Origin of the sequence: Agrobacterium sp. ST15.16.024 (assembly GCF_027956545.1) — a bacterium.
Classification (GTDB): Bacteria; Pseudomonadota; Alphaproteobacteria; order Rhizobiales; family Rhizobiaceae; genus Agrobacterium; species Agrobacterium cucumeris.
Genome location: NZ_JAQKGO010000002.1, coordinates 479,326 through 497,913 on the forward strand (window position 1 = coordinate 479,326; position 18,588 = coordinate 497,913).

General features: G+C 58.7%; 15 protein-coding genes. 10 read left to right on the top strand and 5 right to left on the bottom strand.

The features are described from left to right. Window positions 1-13 precede the first annotated feature (13 nt). Window positions 14-802, bottom strand: coding sequence for an N-formylglutamate amidohydrolase (locus PL640_RS10765; protein ID WP_142841565.1), 789 nt, complete (start codon window positions 800-802; stop codon window positions 14-16). A 279-nt stretch (window positions 803-1,081) separates the two neighbouring features. On the opposite strand from PL640_RS10765, the gene PL640_RS10770 reads away from it, so the two are divergent. After that, window positions 1,082-1,480, top strand: a complete 399-nt coding sequence (locus PL640_RS10770) for a DUF1036 domain-containing protein (RefSeq protein ID WP_225244082.1) — start codon at window positions 1,082-1,084, stop codon at window positions 1,478-1,480. After that, complete coding sequence (gene pyk / locus PL640_RS10775; RefSeq protein WP_062653036.1) at window positions 1,480-2,919, top strand: pyruvate kinase; 1,440 nt, start codon at window positions 1,480-1,482, stop codon at window positions 2,917-2,919. Before PL640_RS10770 ends, pyk begins: the two co-directional genes overlap by 1 nt. Window positions 2,920-3,003: 84 nt before the next feature. On the opposite strand, the gene PL640_RS10780 is transcribed toward pyk, so the two are convergent. Both PL640_RS10780 and PL640_RS10785 read right to left on the bottom strand, forming a co-directional pair. Continuing rightward, window positions 3,004-4,881 carry a DUF882 domain-containing protein gene (locus tag PL640_RS10780; protein ID WP_271361835.1) on the bottom strand — a complete coding sequence of 626 codons (1,878 nt, stop codon included), beginning with the start codon at window positions 4,879-4,881 and terminating at the stop codon, window positions 3,004-3,006. Window positions 4,882-5,090: 209 nt separating this feature from the next. Further along, window positions 5,091-6,635, bottom strand: coding sequence for a sigma-54-dependent transcriptional regulator (locus tag PL640_RS10785; protein ID WP_271361836.1), 1,545 nt, complete (start codon window positions 6,633-6,635; stop codon window positions 5,091-5,093). 169 nt (window positions 6,636-6,804) lie between these two features. Between PL640_RS10785 and PL640_RS10790 the strand changes: the two genes are divergently transcribed. Together PL640_RS10790 and PL640_RS10795 are read left to right on the top strand one after the other, a co-directional pair. After that, window positions 6,805-8,655: a M3 family oligoendopeptidase gene (locus PL640_RS10790; RefSeq protein ID WP_271361837.1), complete on the top strand. Its 1,851-nt coding sequence runs from the start codon at window positions 6,805-6,807 to the stop codon at window positions 8,653-8,655. A 99-nt stretch (window positions 8,656-8,754) separates the two neighbouring features. Next, window positions 8,755-9,390, top strand: a complete 636-nt coding sequence (locus tag PL640_RS10795) for an aminotransferase class IV family protein (protein ID WP_271361838.1) — start codon at window positions 8,755-8,757, stop codon at window positions 9,388-9,390. On the opposite strand, the gene PL640_RS10800 is transcribed toward PL640_RS10795, so the two are convergent. Then, window positions 9,387-10,295 (bottom strand): GGDEF domain-containing protein, encoded by a 909-nt coding sequence (locus PL640_RS10800; protein ID WP_271361839.1) that lies wholly within the window; start codon window positions 10,293-10,295, stop codon window positions 9,387-9,389. The two genes, PL640_RS10795 and PL640_RS10800, sit on opposite strands and share 4 nt — an antisense overlap. A gap of 243 nt (window positions 10,296-10,538) precedes the next feature. On the opposite strand from PL640_RS10800, the gene PL640_RS10805 reads away from it, so the two are divergent. The 6 genes from PL640_RS10805 to PL640_RS10830 all read left to right on the top strand — a co-directional run bounded on the left by PL640_RS10805 (window position 10,539) and on the right by PL640_RS10830 (window position 17,571). Continuing rightward, window positions 10,539-11,984, top strand: coding sequence for a homospermidine synthase (locus PL640_RS10805; RefSeq protein WP_271361840.1), 1,446 nt, complete (start codon window positions 10,539-10,541; stop codon window positions 11,982-11,984). Between the two features lie 149 nt (window positions 11,985-12,133). Further along, a complete protein-coding gene (gene omp10, locus PL640_RS10810) occupies window positions 12,134-12,508 on the top strand; it encodes an outer membrane lipoprotein Omp10 (RefSeq protein WP_046799940.1) in 375 nt (124 codons plus the stop codon). Window positions 12,509-12,728: 220 nt separating this feature from the next. Continuing rightward, the gene (locus tag PL640_RS10815) at window positions 12,729-14,651 is read left to right on the top strand and encodes a 5'-nucleotidase C-terminal domain-containing protein (protein ID WP_271361843.1); all 1,923 of its coding nucleotides are present in this window, start codon (window positions 12,729-12,731) and stop codon (window positions 14,649-14,651) included. Between the two features lie 351 nt (window positions 14,652-15,002). After that, window positions 15,003-16,037, top strand: a complete 1,035-nt coding sequence (gene hemH, locus PL640_RS10820) for a ferrochelatase (protein WP_271361844.1) — start codon at window positions 15,003-15,005, stop codon at window positions 16,035-16,037. A gap of 59 nt (window positions 16,038-16,096) precedes the next feature. Further along, the gene (locus PL640_RS10825; RefSeq protein WP_271361846.1) at window positions 16,097-17,104 is read left to right on the top strand and encodes an SPFH domain-containing protein; all 1,008 of its coding nucleotides are present in this window, start codon (window positions 16,097-16,099) and stop codon (window positions 17,102-17,104) included. A 2-nt stretch (window positions 17,105-17,106) separates the two neighbouring features. After that, window positions 17,107-17,571, top strand: a complete 465-nt coding sequence (locus tag PL640_RS10830; RefSeq protein WP_271361847.1) for an NfeD family protein — start codon at window positions 17,107-17,109, stop codon at window positions 17,569-17,571. Between the two features lie 14 nt (window positions 17,572-17,585). On the opposite strand, the gene PL640_RS10835 is transcribed toward PL640_RS10830, so the two are convergent. Continuing rightward, window positions 17,586-18,581: a KpsF/GutQ family sugar-phosphate isomerase gene (locus tag PL640_RS10835; RefSeq protein ID WP_271361848.1), complete on the bottom strand. Its 996-nt coding sequence runs from the start codon at window positions 18,579-18,581 to the stop codon at window positions 17,586-17,588. Window positions 18,582-18,588: the final 7 nt, after the last annotated feature.

Here is an 18,588-nt window from a genome sequence, read left to right on the forward strand (position 1 = left end):
GGCAACTCCAGGCTCAATAGGGGCCGGTGCGGGAGGCGAACAGCTGATATTCATGCAAAACCGGATCGTCGTTCATTGCGGCGAAAATGGGAGCAAGACGGTTGGACCAAGCCGCAATCCCCTCCTCATCCGCGATCAGATCCTGCCGAACCTCCAGAAGCGCATGCGGTATGCCCTTCATCATGCAGTGGCGATACATGGTATCGCCCTTCAACGCCCCGTCATAGGGCTCGTTGTCGCCGACGAGAATGTCGCCGGTCGCACGCAGATGCGCCAGGAGCGGGTCAACCACGCGGTTATCCGTGTCCCACAGAACCGCCGCATGCCAGGGGCGCGGCGTTTCCTTCCAGAAGGGCGTGTAGGAATGCAGCGACAGGACAAGCGGCGCTTCACCCGAGGCTTCGGCAACGCCGGTCAGCACGCGGTCAACGGCATTGTGATACGGGCGGTGAAAAATCTCGATGCGTCTTTGCCATTCCTCATCCGAAATCGGGTGATTGCCGGGAATGATTGCCCCGTCGGAAATTTTCATGATGAGGGTGGGGTCATCCTCGCCGCGATTCGGGTCGATCAGCAGCCGCGAAAACCGTCCGAGCACCGCCGGCACGCCAAGACGGGCCGCGAGCGACCGCGTCAACCCTTCTATGCCGATATCAAATGCGATATGGCGATGAAAAGCGGTTTGCGGAAGGCCAAGTTTGCCGTAGTGTGCCGGCAGAAGGTTCATCGCATGGTCCGCCAGAAGAACCATGCCTTTGTCATATTCGCCTTCTATGATTTCATAAGGTATGAAGTCGTTCATCGATGATTTTCTGGGGCAGGATTGAGGAGAAAAGCTTGATGGCATGGCTTGAGGCCGGGCGCAAGTTTCGGCGGAAGAACAGCCATCTACCTTACCGCACTCACGATCCCACGAACAATATAATCGATTAAACTCGCGTTGACTTTCTTTGGCGGCCACGCCAAGAAGTGTGTTCATTATAACCATGGAATCCGGATGGAAGCCGTGACTCAGTCATCTCTCGCTCGTCCTCGCCACATCAGGCACCTTGCCCGTCTTTTTTCCGCAGCGGCATTGTTTATGACCCCGTTTGTGTTCGTGGAAACCGCGCATGCGGATTTTCGCGTCTGCAACAGCACGCAAAATCTCGTGGGGGTCGCAATCGGCTATCGGGCACAGGAGGGCTGGGTCAGTGAAGGCTGGTGGCAGGTCCCCTCCTCGACCTGCGCGACGCTGATCGAGGGTGAGCTGCAATCGCGTTATTATTATCTTTATGCCGAAGATGCCGCCCATGGCGGCCGCTGGACCGGTGACGTCAACATGTGCGTGGCGGAAAACGAGTTCAAGATCGGCGGCGTAGATGATTGTTATGCCCGCAGCTTCCAGAGAATGGGTTTCAAGGAATATGACACGGGCAGACAGGGCAGCTGGATGGTCCAGCTTTCCGATACGCCAGGCACACAGGGAAATCAAAACTGATGAAGCGTAACCGCAAAGTCAAAATTCTTGCAACTCTCGGCCCCGCCTCTTCGGAAGAGGCGATGATCGAAAAGCTGCATCTCGCCGGCGCCGATCTCTTCCGGATCAACATGAGCCATGCGAGCCATGACGTGATGCGGACGCTCATTCAGCGTATCCGCTCGGTCGAAAGCCGTAACGGTCGCCCCATCGGCATTCTTGCCGACCTGCAGGGTCCCAAGCTGCGCGTCGGAAAGTTCGCCGAAGGCAAGGTCGATCTCGTTGCAGGCCAGACCTTCACGCTGGATAACAACGACACGCCCGGCGACAACACCCGCGTTTTCCTGCCGCATCCTGAAATTCTCGAAGCGGTCAAGCCAGGCCACCGCCTGCTGATCGATGACGGCAAGCTGCATCTGCGCGCTGAAAAATGCGACGGCAAGAGCATCGTCACGACTGTTGTTTCCGGCACCAAGATTTCAGACCGCAAGGGCATCAGCCTTCCCGACACCCTGCTCGGCGTCGGCGTCCTCACCGATAAGGACCGCGTCGATCTCGATGCCGTTCTCGCCACCAACGAGGTGGACTGGGTTGCACTTTCCTTCGTCCAGCGTCCTGAAGACCTTGCCGAAGTGCGCAAGATCGCGCGCGGCCGCGTTGGCCTGATGTCGAAGATCGAAAAGCCGCAGGCCGTCGAGCGCATCGAGGAAATCATCGAGCTTTCCGACGCCTTGATGGTCGCACGCGGCGATCTTGGTGTCGAAATGCCGCTTGAAGCCGTTCCGGGCATCCAGAAGCAGCTGACGCGCGCCTGCCGCCGCGCCGGCAAGCCGGTCGTCGTCGCCACGCAGATGCTGGAATCGATGATCACCGCGCCCGTTCCGACCCGCGCGGAAGTATCCGACGTCGCCACCGCCGTCTTTGAAGGCGCTGACGCCATCATGCTTTCGGCTGAATCCGCCTCCGGCGATTATCCGGTCGAAGCCGTGTCCACCATGGCTTCCATCGCCAGCACCGTGGAACAGGATCCGCATTATTCCAACATCATCTATGCGCAGCGCGCCCAGCCGGAGCCGACAGGCGCCGACGCCATTTCGCTCGCCGCCCGCCAGATCGCCGAAACGCTGAAACTGTCGGCGATCGTTACCTACACCTCGTCCGGCACGACGGGTCTGCGTGCAGCACGCGAACGGCCGCAGGTGCCGATCATTGCCCTTTCGCCGATCATCCAGACCGCACGCCGCCTGTCGGTCGTCTGGGGCCTGCACTGCGTCGTCACCGGTGATGCGAGCGATCTCGACGACATGGTGAACCGCGCTTGTCGCATTGTTGTTTCCGAAGGTTTCGGCAAGCCGGGCGACCGCATCATCATCTCTGCCGGCGTGCCGCTCGGCACCCCCGGCGCCACCAATATGGTGCGTATCGCCTATATCGGCTCGGACGGCCAGAGCGGCGTCTGATAAACGAATATCCAGGAATTAAAAAACCCGCCGGCAACGGCGGGGTTTTTTTTGGGCTTTTGGCCCTATCAGAAAAAACAGGGTTTAGTGCATCTTCACCGGTGTGCTGAAGCGGCTGGACTCGATTGCTGCCGCACCCGGCTTGAAGCTTGCCGACGTGGCCGAAGCCGACATGTCGTGGCTGAGCATGCGGTTGGCGATAACCCGCGGCGCCTTTACCGAGCGTCCGGTCGTACCCTTGTTCTGGTTGAGCGCCCAGTCAGAGATCGAATCCTGCGTCAGGCGACCACCGCCGACCATCGCCTGGTGGGAAACGGCAGCATCCTGCTTGCTCGGGCGCGAGCCCTTGGTCGGCAAGCCGGCAGTGAGGCCGCCATTGATGGCAGGCTTCAGATCGAAGGCATCGCCGAAACCTTCCTGCGGCTCCGCCTTGGCGGTTTCAGCCGGTGCAACGGTGACCTTGTGGTTGACGGCAGCAGGGAAGGGCGCGGCGGTCGGCATGGCAGCGGACTGGACCTGCGAACGCGCGGCCTGACCGCTCTGTTCAAGCGCTGCAACCACCGTCGGAGAAAGCGTATCCTGCCGCGCCTCGGCGAGATCGTCTTCGCCTTCCGGATCGGCATTGGCGGCAGCAAGAAGGGCTTCAGCCACGGCCGGGCGATTGGCGGGAACCGGAACAGAGGCAAGCTCACCGGTTGCCGCAGGGGTCGCACCATCGGCAGAAGCCGTCAGGATCGATCCTTCCGCATCGCCTCTCATGCCGCGCGGGCCGAGAAGTGTGGGCACGGGCACGGAGACTTCAGCCAGATCGGCAAATTGCTGGCGTTCGGCCGGAGCGGAAGCCGGCGTTGGCGTCGTCGCGGCCTGCAGGGCATCCTGCGCGGCATTGCGAGCCGGGGAGTAAAGTGCAGTGGCAAGACCGGTATTGGCCGGCGGCTGATTACCAAAGGCGGGGCGAGCCGTCGGCAGCGGTGCATCGTTCACGCCCGGAAGAGCTTGGGCGGAAGCAACCGCAATCGTCGGTTCTGGCTCAGGTGCTGCCTGCTGCGGCGTTGCCGGGCGAGCGACGGCCGGGCGTTCCGCCGGCGCCGGCGCTGCGATGCTATCGGGATCTTCATCCTCATCACCACCACCGCCAAACAGCGCCTGCAACAGCGTCTTGCGCTTGCCACCACCACCAGAGGAAGCGGGGCCGGCACCGGCGCTGGATGCAACCTGAACGGAGGAGGAGTTGACGCGCTTCTTGTAATCCGCCAGCGCCTGCTCATAACCGGGAAGCGGCTTGCCGTCGGATGGAACGTGCAGCGTGTTGCCTTTCGGGAAGATACGCACGAGTTCCTGGCGGCTCATGCGCGGCCAGGCGCGAACGCCGCCGACATCCATGTGCACGAAGGGAGAGCCCGAGCTCGGATAAAAGCCGACGCCGCCGATCTGCATCTGCATGCCTACTTCACGCAGGGTCGAAAGCTTCACACCGGGAATGTAAAAATCCATGGCCTTGCCGAGCATATGCTGGCTTTTTTCTGCGACACCCTTGGTGCGCGAACGCAAAAGACCGTTGGTCTCCGGCGAACGGAAGGCCGAGACGACATTGATATAATCGGTCGCGCCGCTGCGGCGATAGACTTCCCAGACGAGATCGAAAAGGCGCGGGTCCATGCGCGTCGGCTGATTGCGACGCCAGTCGCGTAGGAAGCGGTTCAGCTCCTGCAGGCCCTTCTGGTCGTATTTTCCATTGCGCTTGAAGGTAATGACCGCCTTCTCGCGGGTGTGGATATAATACAGTTTGAGGCTGCGCGTTTCGGCGGCGGCTTCCGTCGCCGAAACACCCACGAAAGGCATGGCGGCGAGCATCAGGCAGGCAAAGGTGACAGCGCGCGCCGACAGCTTCGTGCATATATCCTTGATCAAGCCGCGCGCAATCTTTGTCGAAAGCGCGTTATTGCGATGCAGATATGGCAATTCGATCCCCGCCTGGAAGACAATTTATGTCACATTGCCTCAAATGAACGTCAAATACGGTGACACGATGGCAAAATTGCCACACACATGCAACCTTCCTCTATATAGTGAATCAGCCACTAACAAGAGGTTTATAGACGGTAAGCGGATATCCTTGCTCAGAAGTTAACAAATTTCACGATCTGCCGGGCAATGCGCCATTTGCGGCGTCATGCGGCATCTCGAAGGGGATCGTCGGGATCGATGCCGTAATCCTTCAGTTTTCGATAAAGCGTCGAGCGGCCGATGCCGAGTTTTCTGGCGACCTGGCTCATCTGCCCGCGATAGAAACGCAGCGCGAAGCGGATAAGCTCCTCTTCGATCTCGGCCAGCTTTCGAATATTGCCCGCCTCGTCCATGCTCGAGATCAGGTTTCCGCCCCGGTATATGGTGGTGGAAACATCCGTTGCTTCTTCCACAACAGCGTGGCTTTCGGCAAGCGGAGGCGGCGGCGAATAGGCGGCCAGCTTCAGCGACGACCCGGATGGGGACCGGATGGCGTCACCCGCATCGTCCATCGCTGCGAACTCCGGCAGCTGCAACGCGATCTGCGGAAAATCGGTATCCGCCAGTTCCTCGCCCTGCGACAGGACAACGGCGCGGAAAACCGCGTTTTCAAGCTGGCGAATATTACCGGGCCAATCATAGGCCGTCAGAAGCGCCAGCGCGCTGGCATCAAGGCCGACGGGATTGGGCAATTTCTGTTCGGCGGAAAAACGCTCGGCAAAAACCCGCGCCAGATGCGGGATATCTTCCTTGCGACGACGCAGCGCCGGAATGGTGATCGGGAAAACGTTGAGGCGATAATAAAGGTCTTCGCGGAAACGGCCTTCCTTCACCTCTTCGATCAGGTTCTTGTTGGTGGCGGAGATCAGCCGGACATTGACCTTCTGCACCCGCGCCGAGCCGACGGTTTCGATTTCGCCCTGCTGAACGGCACGCAACAGCTTCACCTGCACGTCCAGCGGCAGATCGCCGATTTCATCGAGGAACAGCGTGCCGCCATCCGCTTCCATGAATTTGCCGATGTGTTTTTCCGTAGCACCGGTAAAAGCGCCCTTCTCGTGGCCGAAGAGAATGCTCTCCACCAGATTATGCGGGATGGCGCCGCAATTGACGGTGATGAACGGCTTGTTCGCCCTGTCGCCTGCCGACTGGATGGCACGGGCGACCATTTCCTTGCCGACACCCGATTCGCCTTCCAGCACCACGGGAATACTGGACTGGGCGGCGCGCTGCGCCAGTTCTATCACCCTCAGCATTGCCGGGCTGGCGGAAACGATATCGGTAAAATTCACTGCATTGCTCCGTCCACGCCTGCCCGTGCGGGCCTTTGCCTCTCTCCTGTCCAGTTTGAGGGCATTGGAAATGGCCGCGCCGATCCTTTCCGGCGAGACTGGCTTGACGACGAAATCAAAAGCGCCGGCGCGCATGGCCTGCACGACGGTATCGATGCCGCCCTGCCCGGTCTGAACGATGACGGGAACATCGGTGCCGAGTTCGCCAACGGCTTTCAGAAAGGAAAGACCGTCCATTTCCGGCATCATGAGGTCGAGGACGATGACATTGATCTCACCGCTATATTGCTTGAGCAGCTCCAGCCCCGCCCTGCCGTTTTCGGCAAGCAAGGCCATATGCCCATAACGTTCCACCGCATTTTTGAGCAGGCGGCGCTGGACGGGATCATCGTCTATCACGAGAACATGCGCGGTCATTTTTGGCTCCGGTTTCCGGTTTATGGACCTGCGTCATGCGGTCCCTTGTGCCGCACTCTGGCACGGGAGACTTGAACATCCAGTTTTGAGATTTGCTTGCATTTTATCCATTGCTGCGGGAAACAAAGGCCCCATATGCTTCGCAAGCATAATCAGAAGGACGTGTTCGATGACCCTCAATCGCCTCACCCCGCAACCCGCATTCTCCCTTGCCGAAACCTCCGGTCCCGTGCTCGGAGACCTGCCCGGCTGGAAGCTCTCGGATCTTTACCCGTCGGGCGATTCACCGGAATATAAGGGCGATATCGAAAAGGCGGCGGCCATGGCGACCGCTTTTGAGGATAAGTGGAAGGGCAAGCTTGAGGCGGCTGCAAAGGCCACGGGCGAAAAAGGCATCGGTACTGCGCTGAAGGAATATGAGGCGCTGGACGATCTTATCGGTCGCATCGGCTCCTTTGCCGGACTGACCTATTTTTCCGATACATCGAACCCGGCAAACGGCAAGCTTTATGGAGATGCCCAGGCGAAGCTGACGGATATTTCCGCACATCTTCTGTTTTTCACGCTTGAACTCAACCGCATCGACGACGCGACGATGGACGCCTGCATGGTGAACGACGCCGCTGCAGGACACTACCGGCCGTGGCTGGTGGATTTGCGCAAGGACAAGCCACATCAGCTGGACGACCAGCTGGAGCAGCTGTTCCTCGAAAAATCGATGACCAGTGCTGCTGCCTTCAACCGCCTGTTCGACGAAACGATGGCCGATCTGCGTTTCGACATCGACGGCGCGAGCCTTCCGCTGGAAGTGACGCTCAACATGTTGCAGGAGCCGGAGCCAGAGACCCGAAAGAAGGCGGCGGAAGCGCTGAGCGCTACCTTCAAGGATAATCTGCGGGTCTTCACCCTCATCACCAACACGCTTGCCAAGGACAAGGATATTTCCGACCGCTGGCGCAAGTTCGAGGATATTGCCGATAGCCGCCATCTGGCCAACCGTGTCGAGCGCGAAGTGGTCGATGCGTTGGCCGCCGCCGTGAAGAAAGCTTATCCGCGTCTTTCGCACCGTTATTACGCCATGAAGGCCAGGTGGCTCGGCATGGAGCAGATGAATTACTGGGACCGCAACGCGCCGCTTCCCGATACATCGAACACGATTATTCCATGGGATGAGGCCAAGGACACCGTGCTTTCGGCCTACGGCAATTTCGCGCCTGAGATGGCCGATATCGCCCGCCGTTTCTTTGACGAGGAATGGATCGATGCCCCCGCCCGTCCCGGCAAGGCACCGGGCGCATTCGCGCATCCGACCGTGCCTTCGGCCCACCCCTACGTGCTCGTCAACTATCTCGGCAAACCGCGTGACGTCATGACGCTTGCCCATGAACTTGGTCACGGCGTGCATCAGGTGCTGGCCGGCCAGCAGGGTGCCTTGATGTGCGCAACGCCGCTGACGCTTGCCGAAACCGCCTCCGTCTTCGGTGAAATGCTGACCTTCCGCAAGCTGCTCGACGACACGAAGGATGTCAGGGAGCGCAAGGCCATGCTCGCCCGCAAGGTCGAGGACATGATCAACACGGTCGTGCGCCAGATTGCCTTTTATGAATTCGAGCGCAAGCTGCACACTGCCCGCAAGCAGGGGGAGCTGACTTCCGAACAGATCGGCGAATTGTGGCTCTCCGTGCAGGCCGAAAGCCTGGGCCCGGCAATCCGCATTTCCGAAGGCTACGAGACATGGTGGACATACATCCCCCATTTCATCCATTCGCCCTTCTACGTGTATGCCTACGCTTTCGGCGATTGCCTGGTGAACTCGCTTTACGCGGTTTACCAGAAGGCCGAGACGGACTTTCAGGAGAAATATTTCGAACTCCTGAAAGCCGGCGGGACCAAACACCATTCCGAGCTTCTGAAGCCCTTCGGCCTCGATGCCACCGATCCCTCCTTCTGGGACAAGGGCCTTTCGATGATCGAAGGACTGATCGACGAACTGGAAGCGCTGGACAATAAAGAGGCTTAACCCCGCCAGCCGGCAAGGCTATCCTATTTCGGACAAGCTTTGCCGGTTGATAGTGCCGGCGCAGAAACCGACCATGATGACAGGCGACGAGCACAGGCAATGAAACGCAAACCTGCCGATCTGACCTTGAGGGAAACCCTGCGCTGGGAGCCGCAAACCGGCTTTCAGCGCATCGACCAGCATATGCGCCGGCTGCTGCGGTCGGCCGATGCGCTCGGTTTTCGCGCCCCGGCCAACGCAATTCAGGCGCTGGAGAAGACGGTGGGCGGCGAAAAACCGCTCTGCGTCAGGCTGGTTATGAACTACAAGGGCGAACTCGATATCGAGACGGCCGATTTTAGCCCCGTACAAACAAATGCGGTCTGGCGCGTTCGTATCGCGACAAAAACCAGGCTTGATTCTACGGATACCTTCTATCGCCACAAATCATCGCGTCGCGAGCCCTATGATGCCGCCCGCGCCGAGTTTTCAGCCGAAGAGGCGGATGAAGTTCTCCTGCTCAATGAACGCGGCGAATTGTGCGAGGGATCATCGACCAGCATTTTTGTCGAAATGCCGGACGGGCAGTTGCTGACGCCGCCGCTCGACAGCGGCATCCTGCCGGGCGTGCTGCGTGCCGACCTGATCCGCGAACGCAAGGCGCGCGGACAGGCGCTGAAACCGGAAGATATTACCGGCCGGAAGCTCTTCGTCGGTAATTCGCTGCAAGGGCTGATTGCGGCGGAACTGGTTTAAACAGTCACCGCCAGAAGCCGGTCGCGGCCTTTTTCCTTGGCCGCATAAAGAGCCTGATCGGCGCGCATAAAAACATCATCGGCGCTTTCCGCCATCCGATACGTCGTCATGCCAGCCGAGCAGCTGTAAGAGAAATCGGGAAATTCGGCCAGAGGTCTTGAAAGACGGACCTTTTGCAGCAGCCGCTCGACAATCTCACGGCCTTCGGCGACCGAACTGCGCGGCAGGACAAGCATGAATTCCTCACCGCCGATCCGGCCGAAACAATCCACCCGCCGGATGACGGAATGGGCGATGCCGACAAAATCGCGAAGCACCGCATCACCACATTTATGGCCGAAACGATCATTGATCTGCTTGAAAAAATCGATATCGAGCGTGCAGAGGCAAAAGGGTCCTTCAAGCCCCTTGCCGACCCGTTCCACCTGTAGTGCCAGCTTGGCGAAAACGAAACGGCGGTTCGCCGTTCCCGTCAACTCATCCGTCTGCGAGGCGCGCACCGCCAGATCCCGGTCCTGCCGCAGCGCACGGTAACCCTGGCGCAATTCGGTCACGTCACTGGCAATGCACAGCATCCAGCCATCCTGCTGCACCGTTTCCGTCATCCAGAACCAGCGGCCGTCATACATGTCCATTTCGAAGGCGCGATAAGGCAGCTTGCCGCGCCGGGACTGCGCCGACAGGAGCCAGCCTTCGAAATCCCTGTGTCGAACGACAACACCGGTTTGCAGGCGGTGGTTCAGCCGCATGATATCCGCCCACGTCGGAAATTCTTCCGGGGTAATTTGAAAGCTTTCCCGAAACGACGGGTTGGCATGCCGCAGCCGGTCTTCGGAATCGTAGAGGGCAATCAGAACGGGGGTGGCACTTTGAAGCGCTGCGACACGCTCGATGAAACTGTTCAACAGGCAATTCTCCTGTGATGGCAAAAACTCCCTGTCGTCATCGGCCAAAGCCCCCCAGCAGCTGGTCTCAAGACGAAAAGAAGAACTTGATTATAAACGCAGTCTCTAAAATGCGAAGAGGCAGAATGCGCGTGCATGGCTGCTTTCACCCCGACCGTCATATGTCCGTCATCCACCTGCCCTTTATTGTGGCACGCTTTTGTGATCTAGCTTACTTATTGGCTGAAAAAGGAAAATTGACGAATGACGGACGCAAACCATCCGATTTACGGCGATATTGACGGCCCCATCATCATGATCGGCTTCGGCTCCATCGGGCGCGGTACTCTTCCGTTGATCGAACGTCATTTCAATTTCGACAAGACCCGGCTCGTCGTCATCGATCCGCGCGAAGATATCGCCGCGTTTCTGGCCGAGAGGAATATTCACCACATCCGCACGCATCTGACCAAGGAGAATTACAAGGAAGTTCTGAAGCCGCTGCTCAAGGGCGTTCAGGGCCAGGGCTTCTGCGTCAATCTTTCGGTCGATGCCGCCTCCGTCGATCTGATGCGGCTCTGCCGCAAACACGGCATGCTTTACATCGACACCGTGGTTGAGCCATGGCCCGGCTTTTATTTCGACGCCGATGCCGACAATGCCTCCAGAACCAATTATTCGCTGCGCGAGACCATGCTGAAGGAAAAGGCGCGCAAGCCGGGCGGCACGACGGCCGTTTCCACCTGCGGGGCGAACCCCGGCATGGTGTCATGGTTCGTGAAGCAGGCGCTTATCAATCTCGCCAAGGATACCGGCCTTGATATCGAAGAGCCGCAACCGCATGACCGGGAAGCCTGGGCAAAGCTGATGAAGCAGCTCGGCGTCAAGGGCGTGCATGTGGCCGAGCGCGATACGCAGCGGGCAAAGGACCCAAAACCCTTCGGCGCTTTCTGGAACACCTGGTCGGTGGAAGGTTTTATCGCCGAGGGTTTTCAGCCCGCCGAACTCGGCTGGGGCACCCATGAAAACTGGATGCCGAAAAACGCGAAAAAACAGAAGAAGGGCAGCAAGGCGGCGATCTATCTCGACCAGCCAGGCGCCAATACGCGGGTGCGGACATGGTGTCCGGGACAGGGACCGCAATATGGCTTTCTGGTCACCCATAATGAGGCGATCTCGATTTCCGACTACTTCACCGTCCGCAATGACGATGGCGACGTGACCTATCGGCCGACCTGTCATTATGCCTATCACCCCTGCAACGACGCCATCCTTTCCCTGCACGAACTCTTCGGCAATGGCGGCATTCCGCAACCGGTGCAACATGTGCTGGGCGAAGATGAGCTGGTGGATGGCGCCGACGAGCTGGGCGTTCTGCTTTATGGCCACGACAAAAATGCCTATTGGTACGGCTCGCGGCTGAGCCTGCAGGAGGCGCGTTCGCTCGCCCCCAACCAGAATGCGACTGGACTGCAGGTCAGTTCAGCGGTGCTGGCCGGAATGGTCTGGGCCATCGAAAATCCGCAGGTCGGCATCGTTGAGGCGGATGAAATGGATTATCGCCGATGCTTGGAGGTGCAGCGCCCCTATCTGGGCCCGGTTGAAGGACACTACACGGACTGGACGCCGCTCGACGGCCGCCCCGGCCTGTTTCCCGACAATATCGACACCTCCGACCCCTGGCAGTTCCGCAACATTCTGGTGCGGTGAGGACGCCACGTCTCATATTTGTCACATGGATGCTTTCATGCGGCATATGAGGAACCAGCAAGAGCAAGCAACGTTGCCTTGAAATAAGGAACGCTTCACGGCATGGTCGAAACACAGAAAGTTTCATCGAATCGCAGGAGAACAGGCTCATGAACTTCAAGACAAGCGCTGCTTTGCTTTGTGCCGCCATCGCGGTGTCTTCATGCGTCGCGCCGGGTCCCTCGCAGCAGACCTCGATGGCGCCTTCGCTTTCCCGCGGCCCGGCCGTCGATGGCCGCTGGATCGATCGCAACGGCATCGTGTCGACCTTCCAGAATGGCGCCTTCTCCACCCGTTCGACAGACACCAACACGCTTCTGGCCTCCGGCACCTATGTGACGATTTCGCCGACGCTCTACGAAATCAACATGACATCGCTGGTGCGCAACACGCAGTCGCGCGTCAACTGCGCCCTCGTCTCGCCTTCACAATTGAACTGCACGACAGACAGCAACAGCCAGTTCTCGCTGACGCGCCAAGGCTGATATAGCTGCCTTTTCAACGAGATGGCTTTCTTAAACGCACGCTTCCGGCGTGCGTTTTTCTTTGTTGCGCACCTGTCATAATTTCGCTTGCGGCAATGGCCGCTAAATGGAAACATCCGGCTTTGAAAGCCTGACATACTTTCAGATTAAAGAATGATCGGAGCACGGGCGGATGATGATCGGCAAGCCCGTATTATGTTTCAGACAGGAGAGAGGGACGATGAAAAGAATTTTGGGACTGGGCATGCTGAGCGTTTCCGCAATAACGCTTTCAGCCGGGGTCGCTCTGGCCGACTACAAACTTAACATTCTTCACATCAACGACCTGCACTCACGCATCGAAGCGATCAACAAATTCGACTCAACCTGCTCTGCTGCCGAAACGGAAAAGAACGAATGCTTCGGCGGCATTGCCCGCGTGAAGAGCGCGATCGACGCACGCCGGGGTGAACTGGGCAGCGACGCCAATCTTCTGGTTCTCGACGCCGGCGACCAGTTCCAGGGCTCGCTGTTCTATACGCAGTACAAGAGCGGACCGGTCGCGGAATTCATGAACGGCATCGGTTTCGATGCGATGGCAATCGGCAACCATGAATTCGATGACGGCCCGGAAGAGCTATTGAAATTCATCAATGCGCTGAAGTTCCCGATCATTTCCGGAAACACCAAGGCAGCGACCGATTCCATCCTTGCCGACAAATACAAGGGTTATGTCATCAAGGATCTGGGCGGCCAGAAGGTTGCCGTGGTTTCCGTGCTTGCGACCGACACCAATGAGACGTCGTCCCCTGGCGACAAGATCAGCTTCGAAGACGAGGTCACCTATCTGAAGGGCGCCGTAAAGGAGATTCAGGATCAGGGCGTCAACAAGATCGTGCTGCTTTCGCATGTCGGTTATGTCAAGGATCAGGAAATCGCCCGCGCTGTGGACGGAATCGACGTCATCGTCGGCGGCCATAGCCACACCCTGCTTTCCAGCACTGACCCGAAGGCTGCCGGTGCTTATCCCACTCTCGTCAAGAACCCGTCCGGGATCGATGTCCCGATCGTCACTGCCTATGCCTATTCGAAATATCTCGGTGACCTGACGGTGACCTTCGATGACAACGGTGTGGTTAAATCCGCCGAAGGCGCACCGAAGCTTCTCGACGCTTCCGTCACGCCCGACGAGGGCTTCACCAAGCGCGTGACGGAACTTGCCGGCCCGCTCGAGGAAATGAAGAAAAAGGAAATCGGTTCTTCTGAAGCTCCCATCGACGGTTCACGGGAAGTTTGCCGCGCCAAGGAATGCACGATGGGCAACCTCGTTTCCGACGCGTTGCTGGATCGCGTCAAGGACCAGGGCATCACCATCGCCATCCAGAATGGCGGCGGTCTGCGTGCCTCCATCGATGCCGGCACAGTAACGATGGGCGAAGTCCTGACGGTTCTGCCGTTCCAGAACTCCATCGCCACATTCCAGTTGAAAGGCTCCGACGTTGTGGCCGCCCTTGAAAATGGCGCCGGCCAAATCGAGGAAGGGGCCGGGCGCTTCGCCCAGGTCGCCGGCCTCAAATATTCGTTCGACCGTTCCAAGCCTGCCGGCAGTCGCGTCGTTTCCGTCGAGGTGAAGGAAGGCAACGGCTTCGTGCCGCTCGATCCGGACAAGACCTACGGCGTCGTCTCCAACAACTACATGCGCTCGGGCGGCGACGGCTACAAGGTTTTCGCGACCAAAGCCGTTAATCCCTATGACTTCGGCCCGAGCCTTGAAGATGCGGTTGCGACCTATATCAGTGCCAACAGCCCCTATAAGCCACAAACCGACGGACGTATCACCGATGTAACGCCGGCGGATTACGTTGCGCCTGTAAAACAGCCGGCACCGGCAGTTCCCGCACCCACTGCGACAGCACCTGCTGCCACGACACCGGCACCCGCCACCACCGCAACTCCGGCGCCTGCTGCACCCGCTGCCCCGACGCCTGCGGCCGCAGCCGCAGCAGCCAGCAAATATGTTGTCGAAAAGGGCGATTCTCTCTGGAAGATCGCAGCGGAAAAATATGGCGACGGCGCGCTTTGGACCAGAATTGCCAAGGCGAACACTCTGAAACGGCCGAACCATATCGAGATCGGCGAAGAACTCGAACTTCCGGCTCAATAAGCCGGAAGCCGCAAGACAGGGCAATTTGCCGCAGACTGGAAGCCGGCCCTCAGCCAAGGGGCCGGCTTCTTATTTTTCCATAAAAAACAGTATGTTGTGCACTGCGAATTATCAAAAAGCAGCGTGACCGCTCATTGAATGAGCAAATCACACCCGTTGGTGGTTCAATCCTGAAAAAATTCGTCTAGAACACGTGAACAAATCGACGGCACGGGCGTATAGCTCGGGCATTTCCGGCAAAAGCCATCACGGTTCGCATCCGGTATGCATAGACAGAAGATTGAGCCTTTCCGCCCCTATTCCAGACGGAAAAGCTCTCACGCAAACAGTCCGAGTTTCAGGGTGTCATTCATGGCGACAGAACTATCCGCACTCCCCGTAGACCATCCCCGCATAACGTTCGGCAAGGTTGGCGTCCTGCTCGTCAATCTCGGCACGCCTGACGGTACGGACTACTGGTCGATGCGCCGTTATCTGGCGGAGTTTCTGAGCGACAAGCGCGTCATCGAGTGGTCGCGCCTCTATTGGTATCCGATCCTTTACGGCATTGTTCTCAACAAGCGCCCGCAGAAAGTTGGCAAGGCCTATGAGGAAATTTGGAACCACGAGCGTAACGAAAGTTACCTGCGCACCTTCACCCGCAGCCAGGGCGAACTGATGGCTGAGGCGCTGACGGATCTGCCCAACGTCGTCGTCGACTGGGCGATGCGCTACGGCCAGCCTTCCATTGCCTCGAAAATCGATGCGTTGAAGGAGCAGGGTTGCGAAAAAATCCTGCTTTTCCCGCTTTACCCGCAATATGCCGCATCGACCACGGCAACGGTGAACGACAAGGCATTCGAACATCTGATGAAGCTGCGCTGGCAGCCCGCCATTCGCACCGTGCCGCCCTATCACGACGATCCGGCCTATATCGAGGCGCTCGCAACCTCCGTCAAAAACCATCTGGCGACGCTGGACTGGGAGCCGGAGATGCTGATCACCTCCTTCCACGGCATTCCGCAATCCTATTTCAAAAAGGGCGACCCCTATTATTGTCATTGCCAGAAAACCGCCCGCCTGCTGCGGGAGGCTCTTGGCCGGACCGACAAGAATTTCATGATCACCTTCCAGTCGCGTTTCGGGCCGGAAGAGTGGTTGCAGCCCTATACCGACAAGACCGTGGAAAAGCTGGCATCCGAGGGCATCAAGCGCATCGCCGTCATGAACCCCGGCTTCGTATCGGATTGTCTTGAGACGCTGGAGGAAATTGCCGGTGAAGCCGGAGAAATCTTCCTGCACAATGGCGGCGAGAAATTCACCCATATTCCGTGTCTTAACGACAGCGCCGAGGGCATGAACGTTCTCGAAAAGGTTGTAAGACAGGAGTTGCAAGGCTGGGTGTAATCTTGCCATAACGCTACTGGGGTAAAACCCAGATGGTTCTGATCCTTGGAGGGAAAGTAATGATTGCATTGGGCGGTTTCGACATCGTCGTCATAGCGGCGGTTGTTCTGGTTATTCTGGTGCTGTTTGCCGGCATCAAGACCGTGCCGCAGGGGCATCGTTACACGGTTGAACGGTTCGGGCGTTACACCCGCACACTCGAACCCGGCCTGAACCTCATCGTGCCGTTCTTCGAGAGCATCGGTTCGAAAATGAATGTCATGGAGCAGGTGCTTCATATTCCAACGCAGGAAGTCATCACCCGCGACAATGCCAGCGTCTCGGCCGATGCCGTCACCTTCTATCAGGTGCTCAATGCCGCACAGGCTGCCTACCAGATTTCCAATCTGCAGATGGCGATCGAAAACCTCACCATGACCAACATCCGCTCGGTGATGGGTTCGATGGACCTCGACGAGTTGCTGTCGAACCGCGATGCCATCAATGACCGCCTGCTGCGCGTTGTCGATGAGGCAGTGGGACCATGGGGCATCAAGGTCACCCGCATCGAAATCAAGGACATCGCGCCCCCGAAGGATCTCGTGGATTCCATGGCGCGGCAGATGAAGGCCGAGCGCGAAAAACGCGCGCAGGTGCTGGAAGCCGAAGGCGCCCGCAACGCCCAGATTCTGCGCGCCGAAGGCGCAAAACAATCCGCCATTCTGGAAGCCGAAGGCCAGCGCGAGGCAGCATTCCGGGACGCCGAAGCCCGTGAGCGTCTGGCAGAAGCCGAAGCTAATGCCACCCGAATGGTGTCGGAAGCCATCGCCGCCGGCAATGTTCACGCCATCAACTATTTCGTTGCCCAGAAATACACCGAGGCGCTGGCTGAAATCGGCACGGCCAAGAATTCCAAGATCGTGCTGATGCCGATGGAAGCCTCGGCGCTGATTGGTTCACTCGGCGGCATCGGCACCATTGCGAGAGAGGTTTTTGGTGATAAGGGCGATGCGCCATCCGCCCCGGCCCCGACCCGCTCCGTGCCGCCAACCCGGCCTTCCCCCTTCGGTTCCTCATCGGAGAGATAACGATGCTGCAACGGCTTGCCACTGAGCTGGGACCATGGAGCTGGTGGATCGTCGGCTTTGTGCTGCTGGCCGCCGAGCTTATCGCTCCGGGCGTTTTCCTGATCTGGATCGGCCTTGCCGCGCTGGTCATCGGCGCGGTGTCGCTGCTTTTATGGGATGCGGCATATTGGGCCTGGCAATTGCAGCTGGTGTTGTTTGCCGCGCTCTCCGTCGTCTTTGCCCTGCTCGGCCGGAAATATTTCGGCAGGAACCGGGCCGTCACCGATGAACCGTTCCTCAATCAGCGCGAGGCAAGCCTTGTTGGCCGCACCGCGACGCTGCAGGAGCCAATTGTCGAAGGACGTGGCCGGATAAGGCTGGACGACACGTGGTGGCCGGTAAATGGCGAAGACCTCCCGGCCGGAACCCGCGTGAGGATTGCGTCAGCACGCGGCCGCACGCTGACGATCGAGCCCATAGACCGATAGAAAGCCCTGTGGCCTCAGGCCACGCCTATTCTCAACAGATCGTGGAAATGCACAAGGCCGATCGGCCTGTTGTCATCATCCACCACGATCAGCGCACCGATATGGAATTTTTCCAGTGTCGCCAGCGCGCTGGTCGCCAGCACCGATTTTTTGACCGTCTTCGGAGTACGGGTCATGATATCGTCCACCGTCAATTCGGCGAGGTTGCGCGACAGGTTGCGGGCCAGATCACCCTCGGTGACGATGCCGCACAGACGGCCATCCTCATCCAGAATGCCGACACAGCCGAAATGCTTACGGGAGAGAACGCCGACCGCTTCCGGCATGGCTGTTCCCCTGATCACCAGCGGCACACGATCGCCGGTATGCATGATATCGCTGACCAGTGTCAGGCTGGCGCCCAGTTTGCCGCCGGGATGAAACACCCGGAAATCACCGGCAGTGAAATTGCGGGCCTCCAGAAGTGCCACAGCAAGGGCATCGCCCAGCGCCAGCTGCATCAAGGTGGAAGTGGTGGGTGCAAGACCAAGCGGACAGGCTTCCTGTTCATTGGGGACCAGTAGCACGATATCGGAGGCCTTCGCCAGCGATGAAGTCTCGGAACAGGTGAGTGCGATCAGCGGAATGGAGAAGCGGCGCGAATAGTTGATGATGCTGCGCAGTTCAGCACTTTCACCACCTTTGGAGATCGCCAGAACCACATCGTCACCACCGATCATGCCCAGATCGCCATGATTGGCCTCGGCCGCGTGTACAAAAAACGCCGGTGTGCCGGTGGAGGCGAAAGTGGCGGCGAGCTTTGCGCCGATATGGCCGCTTTTACCGACCCCGGTGATGATGAGACGGCCATTCGACTGGCCGATTGCCTCAATCGCCTTGCAGAAAGGCTCGGAAAGACCGTTGGTGAGAGCGGCCTCAAGGGCGGCAAGACCAGCCCGCTCCATCGAAATCGTCCGCACAGCGGATGAGATGGCATTGTCTTCGACCAGTTTGACGGCGCGCGTAATCATGGCCGAC